This is a genomic window from Sphingobium sp. MP9-4 (assembly GCF_005281675.1).
GTDB lineage: Bacteria > Pseudomonadota > Alphaproteobacteria > Sphingomonadales > Sphingomonadaceae > Sphingobium > Sphingobium yanoikuyae.
This window is the reverse complement of sequence record NZ_LUFI01000020.1, coordinates 100,225-113,553: the sequence shown is the minus strand read 5'-3', so window position 1 is coordinate 113,553 and position 13,329 is coordinate 100,225. Positions and strand designations below refer to the sequence as shown.

The window sequence follows — 13,329 nt, the reverse complement described above, 5'->3', positions numbered from 1 at the left end:
TTGATCGTGGCCAAGACCACCGACAAGCCATGGCCCGCTGAATTCATCACCAGCACCATCATCGACAGGCTCGAAGCCGGCGTTCGTCCGTGGGTGAAGCCCTGGCGCCCCGGGCTCGGTGGTCGTCCGCTGCGCGTGACGGGCGAGCCCTATCGCGGCATCAACTGCTTCTGGCTCTGGCTGGTCGCGGAGAGCGCTGGATATGCCGCGCGCACCTGGATGACCTACAAACAGGCTCAGGCGCTCGGTGGCCAGGTCCGCCAAGGTGAAAAATCCCAGTTCGCGATCTTCTACAAGACCTTCACCAAGGAGGTCGCCTCGCCAGTGACGGGAGCCGTGACCGACGAGGTCCGGGCGATGCTGCGCAGCTATGCGGTCTTCAATGTCGACCAGATCGAGGGGCTGCCCGCAGACTATTATCCGAGCCGTGTCGCACTCGTCGCGCCGGGTGACGTATTGCCCGACCGGGCAGATCGGTTCGTGCGCGCCCTTCCTGCATCCGTGCAGGTTCGTGGCGACCGCGCCTTTTACGACCGCGTCGCCGACAGCATCACCATGCCGCCGATCGAGTTGTTCACCACGAAGGCCTATTGGGCATCGACGCTCGCCCATGAGGCTGGGCACTGGACGGGCCATCCCGACCGCCTCAATCGCGAATTCGGCAAGAAATTCGGCGATGACGCTTATGCGTTCGAGGAACTGTGCGCCGAGATGACTGCTGCGCTGCTCGGGGCTGATCTCGGCCTTCCGACCGCGCATCTCGATGACCATGCCAGCTACATCGCCTCATGGCTGCGCGTGCTCAAGCGCGACAGTCGGGCGGTCATGACCGCTGCCGCCAAGGCGGAAGCGGCGGCGGGCTATCTGCTGCGCGCTACCGGTCTTGCCGATGCCCATGATCGAAACGAGACCGTTCGTGAAGCGGCGTGATCATGGACGGCCTCCCCGACCTCGCCGCCTACCGCCGCTTCGTCGTGGCCTTCAGCGGCGGCAAGGACAGCCTCGCCAGCCTTCTCGTCCTGTTGGCGCACGGCGTTCCTCCAGCACGGATCGAATTGCATCACCATGATGTGGACGGTCAGGGGCCGAGCTTCATGGATTGGCCCTGCACACCGGCTTATGTCGACGCGCTCGCCCGCCATCTTGGGATCGTCCTATACCGGTCCTGCCGGGTCGGCGGTTTCGCGCGGGAACTAGACCGGGAAAATGCGTCGACCGCGCCGATCATGTTCGACACCCCCGATGGTTCGCGCGTTGCGGGCGGGGCCGGGCCATCGGGCACTCGGGGCCTGTTCCCCCAGGTCTCGGCCGATCTTCGGGTGCGCTGGTGCAGCCCGGCGCTCAAGATCGATGTGCTTGCGGCGGCCATCCGCAATCAAGGCCGCTTTTTCGAGGGCAAGACCCTCGTTCTCACCGGGGAGCGCGCGGAGGAAAGCCCCGGCCGTGCTCGCTATGCGGTTCTCGAACCCCATCGGACCATGAGCGGCCGGCGCCATGTCGATCATTGGCGGCCGGTGCTGCTTTGGACCGAGCAACAGGTGTGGGACATCATCGCGTCGGCGCGGATCAGGCCGCATCCGGCATATCGTCTAGGTTGGGGCCGCCTCTCATGTCGATGCTGCATTTTCGGGACGGCGGATCAATGGGCGACCCTGCGCCTGATCTTTCCAGACGCGTTTGAGGGCATCGCCCGCCGCGAAGCGGCGAGCGGCAGGACGATCCATCGCTCGTTTAGCGTGACCGAGTTGGCCGACCGCGGGTGCCCCTATCCCGCAGCTCTGACCCATGAGGATGATCGGTCGCAGGCGGATGATTCCGTCTGGCGGCTGCGGATCACGCTCGACCCTTGGTCGTTGCCGGCAGGCGCGTTCGGCGAACGTGCTGGCCCGACCTGATCTTGGCTGGAGCGAGAGGAGAGGGGGCCTTCGGCGGGGTGCGCATCATTGCGCCAAGCTGGAGGCTGACCGATGTTCTACGATACGCTCTATCGCCATAATCAGGCGCTCATTCCCGACCCGGATGCAACCATAGGCGCTGCGCTTCATGGGTTGCTCAGTGCGATCGACGACTGTCGGCGCGCCGGTAAGTCCATCGAACAGGACGCAGCGATCCTGCTTCTTATCCGGGCGCTGGCCGGCAGCGCTGCGCGCGCCGCACCGGATGTCGCCGCTCTTGCCGCACGATGCGCGGCCGATCGCGCAGCGATCCTCGCGCATCCGGCTCTGCTCGCCATTGCCGGCCATCGGGTCGGCGGGGACCGTATCGCCAAGCGGACCTTTCATGCGCAGGCGCGTCAGGCGCTTGCGCGCGTCACCGAGGCGCTCGGTCTCGCTCCAGAGGAGTGCAAGATCGTCGTCACGGCTGGTGGCGATCATGAGGATGGCATGACCGAGCTGCGCCATGCCGACTTCACCGTCCGCGTCGTCCCGCGCGGCTTTTTGCCCGATAGCGAGGTAACCTGGTTCCGCTGCGCGCGCGGCGTGATTGCGGGGCATCCCTGTCACGGCAAGGCGGCGCTTCTGCTCGATCCCGGCGCCTTCGCTCGCCGCCTTTCGGCGCTGCGCCCCGCTCGCACGCCCTTGCCGGTCGCGGCCTAACCACCGGTTTCATCCATGCGCCAGTTCGTCCGGCGCGCAAATCAAGGAGGCTATTGTGGCTGACTATTACACGCATTGTTCCTGCACGCTCGATGTCGGGAACCGCGCCAATGTCGAGCAGGCGCTCGCCTTGTACGCTGATACGCTCCCAAACGAGGATGGCCTCACCTTTCCCGATGGCTTCAGGCTCGAACCGCCCGCCGATGAAGGCACCGAGCTTTGGATCCACGACGATGGCGGAGGCGATGTCGAGCTGGTCATCAGCTTCGTGCTGCTTTGCGCCGAGAGGCTCTTCCTGGAGGGGCGGTGGGGCTTCGAATATGGCCTGACCGCTTCGCGTCCGTTGCTCGATGGCTTCGGCGGGGGCGCGCATGTGGTCGACCTGTCCGACCGCAGTTCCCTCAGCTGGACGTCGACGTCGGAGTGGCTGGCCGGCGTCCTGGCAGGAGGCGACGGCAATGCCTGAGCTTGTCACCACCAACGTCTATCGGCTCCAGGAGCTGTCGGCGACCGCTAAGGATGCGGCGCGCCGCTGGTATCGGCAGGACGCACCCTGCGATGACTGGCATGAATTTGTGTTCGACGACTTCGCGCGCATTTGCGAACTCATCGGCGTCGAACTGAGCAGCCATGCCGTCCGCCTGTACGGGGGAGGGACCCGGCAAGCACCGCGCATCTGGTTCTCAGGCTTCTCGAGCCAGGGCGACGGAGCGTGTTTCGAAGGGCGCTACCGCTATGCCCGGTCTTCGGTGAAGGCGATCCGCGCCCATGCGCCGCGCGATGGCGAACTCCACCGGATTGCGGATACGTTGGCGGCGATCCAGCGGTTGAACTTCTACCAGCTCGGGGCCGGCATCACCCATCGCGGCCGCTATTATCACGAATATAGCATGACGATCGACGTCGAGCGGTCCGGTCCTGTCGAAAGCGCGATGACCGACGGTGCCGAAGAGGTGGTGGTGGAGGCGCTGCGCGACCTCGCACGGTGGCTCTATCGCCAGCTCGAAGCCGAATATGCGTATCAGACGGCCGACGAGCAGGTCGATGCGGCGATCATCGCCAATGACTACAGCTTCACCGATGACGGTGTGCGCTTCCCATGACGCGGCCCCCTGTCATCGCTGCATGGGGCGCCGGCGTCGATTCAACCGCGATGATCATCGAACTGGCGGAACGGGGAGAGCCCATCGACATGGTGCTGTTCGCTGATCCAGGTTCCGAGAAGAACCAGACCTATGCCTTCATCCCACTCTTCCGCACCTGGATGGAAGAACGCGGCATCGCCTCCGAAATCGTTCGGTATCAACCGCGCAATTTCAAGCACTGGCCGCCTTATGCGACCATCGCCGAAAATATGCTCTCGAATGCGACGCTCCCTTCGGTCGTGTTCGGTGGGGGGTCCTGCTCGCAGAAATGGAAGGTGGCCCCCCAGGAAGCGTGGACGGCGGGCTGGGAGCCGGCGCGCCGTTGCTGGGACGAAGGAGGGCGGGTCACCAAGCTGATCGGCTACGATGCTTCAGCGCGCGATACGCAGCGTTACCGCCATGCGCTCGTCTGCGAGGATCCGCGCTACCACTACCGTTATCCGTTGCGCGAATGGGGATGGGATCGCGCGCGGTGCGCGGCGCGGATTGCAGCCGCGGGTCTGCCCGTTCCCCCCAAGTCGAGCTGCTTCTTCTGCGGCGCGATGAAGCCGGACGAAGTCATGGACCTGTCGATCGATGAGCTGCGCGTCATCGTGTTGATGGAGGCACGCGCGCGGCCACGTTTGCGCAATGTGCAGGGTTTGTGGCGCAAGCCGGTGCTCGGCTGTCGCGGTGCGATCCCCCGTCCCGGCAGCATCACCGAGTTTATCCGCGAGCGGGGGCTGCTGCCACCGTCCGAGATCGACCAGATCATGGACATCGCGCCAGACGCGCTTTTGGATTTTCAGGCGGCGCAAGCCGCCCTTCCTGTCGAGAAGCGGACGCCGATGGGCGACTGGCTCTACGATTTCCAGCACGCAGCTGCAGCGCTGCGCACCACAACACGCCTGCCTGATGATCCCGAGCGCGCATCAGCCAGGTCGCGTTTCAGCCAAGGAGGACCGGATGCCACGCTATAACCACCTTGTCACGATCGCCTTCAGTATCGTTTCGGACCACGAGCGCGGCGAGGATTTCACGCCAGCGATGCTCAAGGAGGCATTGTTCGCGCGGATCCGTGACCTCGACACTAGCACCGACGGGGTCGAGTGGCTCGAAGCGGTCGGCGCGCCATGCGACACCTATGAGGAAGAGCCGCCTGTGGTCTCCGATCGCTGACACCAACGACGGTTGCGCGAACGATGGCCCGCGTCGGACCATCTCGATCAGGTCAGCGATCGTGACGACAGTGGGCGCAAGCACGGGCACGAACTTGCAGCGTTCTCGACCATGATGACGCCATCTCACCCCGCGTTGGTCTCGCCCTTAAATCGTCCAGTATCGGTGCGAGGAGGTCGACGCGCCTTGCGCCATAGCGCGCCTGACCACTCCCGTTGGACGAGCGGCGCAGTGAGCCGATCTTGAACCATTTGCTCTGACCTCGAAGATCCGCTTGTGCGGACGCTGCCTGTCATGGTGCGGGCACCAGATGACGATGCCGGTGCCATGCCGGATTGGGGGTTATGACACCGCCGAGTGCAAACGGGTGACAGCGCGATCCGAAGCCCCAGATCTCGCGATCAGCGCCTGCGAGGGGGATTTTGGGCTCACCGTCTGAACCGACAGCCTCGCCGCCAGAGGATGCGGCACATGGGCGGTCGCGAGGGCCTGGCAACCCTTTCGCTGCGGGCCGTGTTGCCGCGTGCCGCGGCTGCCCGCTCCACCCCGCCACGAAAGGGTTTCCCTCGGCTGCGCCTCGGTGCCTGACCCTCTCGATCGACCGCCCAGGAGGTGCGCATCCGGCGGAGAGGCCGCCGGTTCAGAACCGAAAGGCAAGCCAACATGTCCACCTCGCTAGCAGCCGCCTTGGCGGCACTGGAACTGGGCCATCTCGAACCTGCCGCCGAAGAACTGTCGGGCATGGCGCCACCGCCGATCGAGGCCCTCGAGCAAACCGTCACCGCCATCTGGAGCGACCTCTTCACGACGATGACGAACACGTCGATCGAACGCGACATCGAAGATCTCGGCTGGAGCCTGGTCAATCTCTTCCACCGCGCCGCCGCCAAGAAGCATGGGCTGGTCGACCGGCTGACCGACGACATTCGGCTCCTCCTCGCCGAACAGGACGGCTCGGAGATCAGCACCAACGACCTGGAGGAGAAGATCGACCTCGCCAAGAAGGTCGAGGAATCCGCAGGCGCCTTCGAGGTCATGCGCGATGTCGCTGCCGCTCACTATATGCGCGAGACGGGGCGGTCCTGGGTTCCCTCTTCCGGCAACCGCATTTCGCTGGGCGTCACGGCCGCGATCGTCGACGGCAACGCCTTCCTGCGGGCACGTCGCGAACGTCGCCTCGAGGCCAATACTGCCCGCGGCACGCCGGTTGTGTTCGCAGGTGGCCGCCTGACCTTTGCCAATGATGCTGACCTCAAGACTTTCGCTGACAATCTGCTGGCGACGCTCAACAAGGTCCGCGCCCATGTCGGCGACATGTACCTCGTCCATGGTGGCGACATGAAGGGCATCGAGCGGCTTGCAGCCTCCTGGGCCGAACAGAAGGGCATCCAGCAAGTGCGGTTCGGTCTCGATCGCAAGCTGGGGGATCGCGCTGGCTTCCGCCGCAACGAGCAGATGCTCTCGCTCAAACTCCGGTTCGTCATCGCATTCCAAGGCAATGGTGTGACCGAACGGCTCGTGATCGAGGCGAAAGCCCGCAACATCCGTGTCGTTGACCGGCGCGGGCCGCTCGGCGCCCCTCCGGCATCCCTCAAAGCCGAGGGCCGTCAGCGATCAAGCTGACGGCCAGGGGAGCACCCTGACGTGGGTGCCTTCCCCCTTTTTTTAGCCTCATCGGGAAAGAACGCCCGCCAGCCAGAGGGGAGGTTGCGACGGCGTGAGCGGGCCGCGCGGGATCGCCGGCTCGGCTTGAAACCATCCCTACTGGAGACATGAAATGGATCATGCAGCACCGCTGACGCCGGTCAATATCGACTGGGGCGCCGTCATGGCACGCCACGCCGCTTACGAGGCGAAGACCGCCTCGCTCATGCCATTGAACAAGGCTGCGCTGTTCGATGCGTTCCAAACTGTCGGTATCACCTTGGTCACGGTGGCTTTCGACGGCGGTGGCGATTCCGGTCAGATCGAAAGCGTTGATGCCGTCGCCGGCGACGAACCGGCGGATCTGCCCCAGGTGCAGATTACCCTGCTCAAGGCGCAGCCGGATGGCTCCGGAACTGAGACGGCGATCATGTCAGTCGCCGACGCTATCGAAGACCTTGCGTATCAACTCCTCACCCAAAGCCATCCGGGCTGGGAGAATAATGACGGCGCCTATGGCGAATTCCGCTTCGACGTGTCCGCCCGGACAATCACGCTCGATCACAACGACCGCTACACCGCGGTCGAATCCTTCGAGCATGAATGGTGAGGAGGGTGTGATGGGACATTGCTATCACCACGCGCTGTCGTCGGTTCGTAAATGGGGCGGCGTGGCCGAGGATTATCTGCCGCTGCATCAGTGGTTCGATGAATCGAAATCCATCACCGCCGATTATCGGCATCGTGCGCTGCGGCACCATGCCGAAGGCATTTTCATGCTCGAGCGCTTTTTCGGCGCCACCATCACCATTTCGACTGGACGCCAGGTGCCGGTTCGGTTGATCGGCGAGCAGCACGTCATGGAAGACCTCGGTTTCATTCCGAGCTTTGTCGACTGGGTTCGGTGCATCCAGCCCAAGCCCTGGATGGGCCGCGCGCAACCGATCCATACCGTTGTCGACCCATTCGCCGTGGCCGATGGCAATGCCACCGAGCGCGCGACAGCGTAATGGCTTCGCATGCGGCGGGGCAGACGCGCCGCATCCGGGCTGGTGAGTGCGGCCCGGAAGGTCACCTCCTCTGCGATGAGGTGACCTCGGCCGCTCTGTCCTGATGTGCCGCAGGCGGGGCTTTGGCAGTTGACCGTTGTCCTTCGCGCTTGTCGATCCGCAAGGCCAACACCAACGCCAGGCAGCAGTGAAGGCCATCATGCCATCTCTGGGAATTCCGCAGCGCTCTATCTGCCGTGTTGCTGACGCTTGGGGCCGAAGTGTGGGGCAGATGGAGAGAGCTGTACCACCCCCGGTGGAGATTGTGGGGATCGTGGGCTGACGGGGCGGGGATAGACGACGTCCGGCATGGTTTCCGTCAGATCGTGCCGGCAGTGAGGAATAACCCCTTCTTATTCACCTGCCCCCTAAGTCGGCCGTCCAGCGTCTCCAACCCGCGAACCTTCGGGCCGAGTTGCCGTGTGCCACGGCTGCCCGCACCACCCCTCGTTTCGGGGTTTCCCTGCGCGCTGTCGCGCTCCGGTGGAGGCGCTGTCCTGGCCGCCTTTTTCGGGGATCAGTCGAAGGGATCATCCCTCGGCCGACAGAAAAGGAAACCTCGACATGCAGAACATCGTCATCCTCGCCGGCAACGTCGGCGCCACCCCCGAAGCCCGCACCACGCAGGGCGGCATCAGGATCACCCATTTCAGCCTCGCGACTTCGCGGCCCAAGCGCGACAGCGACGGCAAGGTCATCAAGGATCGCGACGGCTACCGCGTCGAAGACACCGAATGGCACCGGATCACCTGCTTCAACGGCGTCGGCAAGACCGTTGAGGAATATGTCGACAAGGGCATGAAGGTGATGGTCCGCGGCCGCATCCATTACACCAGCTGGACCGATCAGGACGACATCAAGCGCTACGGCACCGAGATCATCGCCGACGAGGTGACCTTCCTAACCCGCGCCAAGCCGGCGGATCGCTCGGGCAACGACATGCCGGATGACGAAGAGATTCCCTTCTGAAGCCGGATCGGCCCGGTGGCATCTGCCACCGGGCCTTTTTCATGTGAGGATCGGCACATCGATAGCTTCGGCCTGGCGCTCTATCCAACTTCGGCAGGCTTCGAGCTCAGGTGAATAGGAATTCTCGCCATTAGGCCGATGCTTAATCGCGCCAGACAGCGGGCATTCAGCCTATGACGTGGTCTGGGACAGTGCTGCCGTTCCAAATTGATAGATCGGATGGCAGCTCCTGTCTGGAGCCGACATACATCGTTTGCCTGACTGGCATCACAGATCGGCAGAAAGTGGGCCGATTGTTGACCGTCCTCTTTTGGGGAGAAATCGGCTAAAGCTGCCGTCAAGCAGCTGACTCTTAATCAGCGGGTCCTAGGTTCGAGCCCTAGTGCGTCCACCACATTTCCCTTTTTCGTAAATCAGATACTGAGCTTGCGAGATCGGGCTATTGAGAGCATTTTTTTTGCTAAGCAGCTCTCTAGGTAGCAGAGCGCTAATTCGGCGCTGCAGTGCAGTGAACGGTTCATGGCCTGCGCTCTGTCGAACTGAGCTTGAGCGAGTAATCGGCTCACCTTCCCGCCAGCGGCGCACGCTGGGATGGCAGCTCGGAAACTCAGGCAGCGCGGTGTCGTGCTGACAGCTAGGCCGCCCGAGCGCCCGATGGACAAGAATGACGCCCTTGGCTGGATGCCCTGCCAGCTCGGATACGCCCCATAGACGGTAAGAACGGTCAGACGGTTATTCGTGGAGGCTAAGAGCAGATTGGGGCCAGGGGCGCGATAGGCCTGGTGCTCGAACCGTCAGTCGCGCAGCACCCGCTCGATAGCGGTGTCGACACTGGTCCGATCACCGCACCGCTGAGCGCCTACCGCCGATCCGGTTTGCGTTCTGTTCCTTCGAGCGATAATATCGTCATCTGACGCTAAAGCATCTCGAGTGGACGGCGGTCGCGTGGCCTGGGAAATTCCGCATCGAGTGTCGCAATGTCGGCGTCGGAGAGCACGATATCTGCGGCCGCGCGGTTCTCCCGCACATGTGCAATCGAACTCGCTTTCGGGATGGCGATAAGGCCATCGTGGCGCAACGTCCAGGCAAGTGCGACCTGCGCAGGGGTTGCGCCAACCTGGGCCGCTACTTTGTCGAGGGCGGGATGGCTTGAGAGGCGTCCCTGCTCGACGGGACTATACGCCATCACTGGCACTTTGTGCTGGGCGAGCCACGGCAACAGGTCCAACTCAGGGCCTCGACGGACGAGATTGTAGAGGATCTGATCGGTCACGCAGCCATCCCCGCCGGCAGCGATAAGCTCGTCCATATCGTCGGTATCGAGATTGCTGACACCCCAATGCCTGATTTTCCCCGCTGATTTGAGCGCCTCCAATGCCTCCACAGTCTCAGCGAGCGGCACCGATCCCCGCCAATGGAGCAGGTAGAGGTCCAGCCGGTCGGTGCCGAGCCGCTTCAGGCTCGCCTCGCATGCATCGGCAAGGCGGGAGCGCGATGCGTTCTGCGGATATGCCTTGCTGACGAGGAACAACTGGTCGCGAACGCTGCCCAGCGCCTCGGATATCAGCGTTTCCGCCGCACCATCGCCGTACATTTCGGCGGTATCGATGAGCGTCATGCCCAGTTCGACACCGGCGCGTAGCGTGGCGATCTCATCGGATCGGCGCTCGGCACGTTCGCCCATCTTCCAGGTGCCTTGACCCAGTGAAGGAACCACTTCCCCGCCGGGCAATGTCACGTGTTTCATGTGCTTTCGTCCTATGAGATGAGTTCGACTGTTCGGTCGGGGGGCAGATTGGCAGATGACCACCATGAAACGATCATATCGCGGCCGGCCATCGATCGAGCGCCATTTTGGCGATGGAGAGCAGTTCGTTGATCGTAGCGCCGTCGCGCGCCTGAACGGACATGCCTTCCATGACCGTATTGATGAATTTGCCTAGCACGGCCGGATCGGTGTTGGCCGCAAGCTCGCCCTGCGCGGCGCCGCGTTGCAGACGCTCGATTAGGAGGGCCTCCGCCGCGATACGCTTGTCGCGCAGCAGGCATTCGATGGCGGCGGACGCCGGCGAAACGGCTGCCGCTGCCGAATACATGAAGCAGCCGGCCGGCGTTCCAGGTTCCGAGAATGATGACGCCGCTCGTTCCAGCAGGCCTTTGACGGCTTCGTAGGTGGACAACGCCGGATCGTTGATGGGTGCATAGAGGTGGACGCTGAACGTCGCGGCGTAACGTTCGATCACCGCCGCAAACAGCCCCGCCTTGTTGTCAAACGCTGCATAGAGACTGGCGGCGGCGACGCCAGTCTCCGCCACCAGATCGGCCATCGATGTCGCCTCGTAGCCGCGCTGCCAGAACAGCCGCACCGCCTTGTCGAGCGCAGCGTCAGTGTCGAACACACGAGGGCGACCTGCGCGGCGACGGGCTTTCGTCTCTGTCATCTCTGATGCACGATATGGAACGATCGATAAATAATATCTTGAAACGGGTGGTCCGCTCCCTTACAGAACGATCATTAAATAATCAAGGAGTCTCCAATGAGCCTCATCGTCCGTATCCACGAATATGGCGACGCCAGCGTCCTCAGGATTGAAGATGTGGCAGTCCCCGCTCCCGCGGCCGACGAAGTGCAGATCGCGGTGAAGGCGATAGGCATAAACCGCGCCGAGGTGATGTTCCGCAACCATGCCTACCTTCAGGAAGCCGAGTTCCCGAGCCGCCTTGGCTATGAGGCTGCCGGCACTGTCGTTACGGTCGGCGCCGACGTTACCGGGTTTGCGGAAGGCGAAGCCGTCAGCGTCATCCCCCCGCTCGATATCGCGCGCTGGGGCACTTATGGTGAGGTCGCCAACGTACCCGCCCGCCTCGTCGTCAAGCATCCGGCGGCGCTGTCGTTCGAGGAAGCGGCGGCCGTGTGGATGCAGTATGTCACCGCCTGGGGTGCGCTGGTGGAGCAGGCGAAACTCGGGGAGGGCGATTTCGTCATCGTCACTGCTGCCTCCAGCAGCGTCGGCCTTGCTGCCTTCCAGATTGCGCGGATGGTCGGCGCAACGGTAATCGCGACGACACGTACCGGCGCCAAGCGCCAGGCCCTGATCGATGCCGGTGCACATCATGTCGTCGCGACCGAGGAAGAGGATCTGGTAGCGAGGGTGATGGAGATAACCGATGGTCAGGGTGCGCGCGTGGTGCTCGATCCGGTCGGAGGCCCGTCGTTCGAGCCGCTGACCCAGAGCATGGCACGCGGCGGCATCCTGCTCGAATATGGCGCGCTCAGCGGCGAACCGACGCCGTTCCCGTTGTTCTCCGTGCTGGGCAAGAGCCTCACGCTCAAGGGGTATCTCTACAGCGAGATCGTCTCGGACGATGCCGCCCTCGATCGCGCCAAGGCGTTCATCGTGGCGGGTCTGGAATCGGGCGCGCTCAAGCCGCGGATCGCGCGCACTTTCCCGCTCGACGCCATCCAGGACGCTCACCGCTTCCTCGAATCGAACGACCAGATCGGCAAGGTCGTCGTTACGGTCTGACCGGAATACCGGGGGGAGTGAGCGATCGCTCCCCCACGAATTTGCGCTGACGCGACGGCCTCGCGCCAGCAATCAGTTTAACTCAACGAGGGGTATCCCAACATGAAATCTCGCGCCGCTGTAGCCTTCGAGGCGGGCAAGCCACTCGAAATCGTCGAGATCGATGTCGCCCCACCCCGGAAAGGCGAAGTCCTCATACGGGTGACGCACACCGGTGTGTGCCACACCGACGCGTACACTCTGGCGGGGAGTGATCCGGAGGGTGTTTTCCCGGTGGTTCTGGGCCACGAGGGCGCGGGCATCGTTGTCGAGGTCGGTGAAGGCGTCACCAGCGTCGTGCCGGGCGATCACGTGATTCCGCTCTACACCGCCGAATGCGGCAAGTGCGACTTCTGCCTGTCGGGCAAAACCAACCTGTGCGTCGCTGTCCGCGAAACGCAGGGCAAGGGCTTGATGCCCGATGGGACCACCCGCTTTTCGTACAATGGTCAGCCCCTCTATCATTACATGGGCTGTTCAACCTTTAGTGAATACACTGTCGTCGCCGAAGTCTCGCTCGCCAAGATCAATCCCGAGGCAAACCCCGAACATGTCTGCCTGCTCGGCTGCGGCGTCACGACCGGCATCGGCGCAGTCCACAATACCGCCAAGGTCCAGCCCGGAGACTCGGTCGCCGTGTTCGGCCTCGGCGGCATCGGCCTCGCAGCGATTCAGGGTGCGCGCCAGGCGAAGGCGGGTCGCATCATCGCCATCGACACCAATCCGTCCAAGTTCGAGCTGGCACGCCAGTTCGGTGCAACCGAGTGCATCAACCCCAAGGACCATGACAAGCCCATCCAGCAAGTGCTGATCGAGATGACGGGCTGGGGCATCGATCATACCTTCGAGTGCATCGGCAACGTCCACGTCATGCGCGCCGCGCTTGAATCAGCGCACCGTGGCTGGGGTCAGTCGATCGTGATTGGCGTTGCCGGCGCGGGCGAGGAAATCTCCACCCGCCCATTCCAGCTCGTCACGGGCCGCGTATGGAAGGGGTCCGCTTTCGGTGGCGTCAAGGGACGGACACAGCTCCCCGGCATGGTCGAGGACGCGATGAGAGGCGATATCGATCTGGCCCCATTCGTAACCCACACGATGGGTTTGGAGGAGATCAACGAGGCCTTCGCACTGATGCACGAAGGCAAGTCGATCCGCACGGTCATTCACTACTGACCCGCCGATCCGACGCGGCGCGAGGCGC

General features: G+C 63.4%; 15 protein-coding genes. 13 read left to right on the top strand and 2 right to left on the bottom strand.

The window, feature by feature from the left end:
* Positions 1-6: 6 nt before the first annotated feature.
* The 11 genes from A0U87_RS04825 (at position 7) to A0U87_RS04775 (ending at position 8,562) form a co-directional block, all read left to right on the top strand.
* Entirely contained in the window at positions 7-930 is a 924-nt protein-coding gene (locus A0U87_RS04825) for a zincin-like metallopeptidase domain-containing protein (protein WP_037509358.1), read from the top strand.
* A 2-nt stretch (positions 931-932) separates the two neighbouring features.
* Positions 933-1,895 carry a phosphoadenosine phosphosulfate reductase family protein gene (locus tag A0U87_RS04820; RefSeq protein WP_037509292.1) on the top strand — a complete coding sequence of 321 codons (963 nt, stop codon included), beginning with the start codon at positions 933-935 and terminating at the stop codon, positions 1,893-1,895.
* Between the two features lie 72 nt (positions 1,896-1,967).
* Positions 1,968-2,597, top strand: coding sequence for a hypothetical protein (locus tag A0U87_RS04815; protein ID WP_037509294.1), 630 nt, complete (start codon positions 1,968-1,970; stop codon positions 2,595-2,597).
* Positions 2,598-2,652: 55 nt separating this feature from the next.
* The gene (locus tag A0U87_RS04810) at positions 2,653-3,063 is read left to right on the top strand and encodes a hypothetical protein (protein ID WP_037509295.1); all 411 of its coding nucleotides are present in this window, start codon (positions 2,653-2,655) and stop codon (positions 3,061-3,063) included.
* Positions 3,056-3,700, top strand: a complete 645-nt coding sequence (locus A0U87_RS04805) for a hypothetical protein (RefSeq protein ID WP_037509296.1) — start codon at positions 3,056-3,058, stop codon at positions 3,698-3,700. Before A0U87_RS04810 ends, A0U87_RS04805 begins: the two co-directional genes overlap by 8 nt.
* Positions 3,697-4,701: a hypothetical protein gene (locus tag A0U87_RS04800; RefSeq protein WP_066858771.1), complete on the top strand. Its 1,005-nt coding sequence runs from the start codon at positions 3,697-3,699 to the stop codon at positions 4,699-4,701. Before A0U87_RS04805 ends, A0U87_RS04800 begins: the two co-directional genes overlap by 4 nt.
* The gene (locus A0U87_RS04795; RefSeq protein ID WP_037509313.1) at positions 4,688-4,900 is read left to right on the top strand and encodes a hypothetical protein; all 213 of its coding nucleotides are present in this window, start codon (positions 4,688-4,690) and stop codon (positions 4,898-4,900) included. The genes A0U87_RS04800 and A0U87_RS04795 overlap by 14 nt, the downstream gene beginning before the upstream one ends.
* 663 nt (positions 4,901-5,563) lie before the next feature.
* Positions 5,564-6,523, top strand: coding sequence for a DUF2493 domain-containing protein (locus A0U87_RS04790; protein ID WP_137405257.1), 960 nt, complete (start codon positions 5,564-5,566; stop codon positions 6,521-6,523).
* A 154-nt stretch (positions 6,524-6,677) separates the two neighbouring features.
* Positions 6,678-7,154, top strand: coding sequence for a DUF6878 family protein (locus A0U87_RS04785; RefSeq protein WP_037509317.1), 477 nt, complete (start codon positions 6,678-6,680; stop codon positions 7,152-7,154).
* A gap of 10 nt (positions 7,155-7,164) precedes the next feature.
* Entirely contained in the window at positions 7,165-7,554 is a 390-nt protein-coding gene (locus A0U87_RS04780; protein WP_037509318.1) for a hypothetical protein, read from the top strand.
* Between the two features lie 603 nt (positions 7,555-8,157).
* Positions 8,158-8,562: a single-stranded DNA-binding protein gene (locus A0U87_RS04775; RefSeq protein WP_037509321.1), complete on the top strand. Its 405-nt coding sequence runs from the start codon at positions 8,158-8,160 to the stop codon at positions 8,560-8,562.
* A 916-nt stretch (positions 8,563-9,478) separates the two neighbouring features.
* On the opposite strand, the gene A0U87_RS04765 is transcribed toward A0U87_RS04775, so the two are convergent.
* Both A0U87_RS04765 and A0U87_RS04760 read right to left on the bottom strand, forming a co-directional pair.
* The gene (locus tag A0U87_RS04765; RefSeq protein WP_031297415.1) at positions 9,479-10,309 is read right to left on the bottom strand and encodes an aldo/keto reductase; all 831 of its coding nucleotides are present in this window, start codon (positions 10,307-10,309) and stop codon (positions 9,479-9,481) included.
* 73 nt (positions 10,310-10,382) lie between these two features.
* Entirely contained in the window at positions 10,383-10,961 is a 579-nt protein-coding gene (locus A0U87_RS04760) for a TetR/AcrR family transcriptional regulator (protein WP_198382195.1), read from the bottom strand.
* Positions 10,962-11,099: 138 nt separating this feature from the next.
* Between A0U87_RS04760 and A0U87_RS04755 the strand changes: the two genes are divergently transcribed.
* Positions 11,100-12,089, top strand: coding sequence for a zinc-dependent alcohol dehydrogenase family protein (locus tag A0U87_RS04755; RefSeq protein WP_136187713.1), 990 nt, complete (start codon positions 11,100-11,102; stop codon positions 12,087-12,089).
* Between the two features lie 102 nt (positions 12,090-12,191).
* Positions 12,192-13,301: an S-(hydroxymethyl)glutathione dehydrogenase/class III alcohol dehydrogenase gene (locus A0U87_RS04750; protein ID WP_063975929.1), complete on the top strand. Its 1,110-nt coding sequence runs from the start codon at positions 12,192-12,194 to the stop codon at positions 13,299-13,301.
* Positions 13,302-13,329 lie beyond the last annotated feature (28 nt).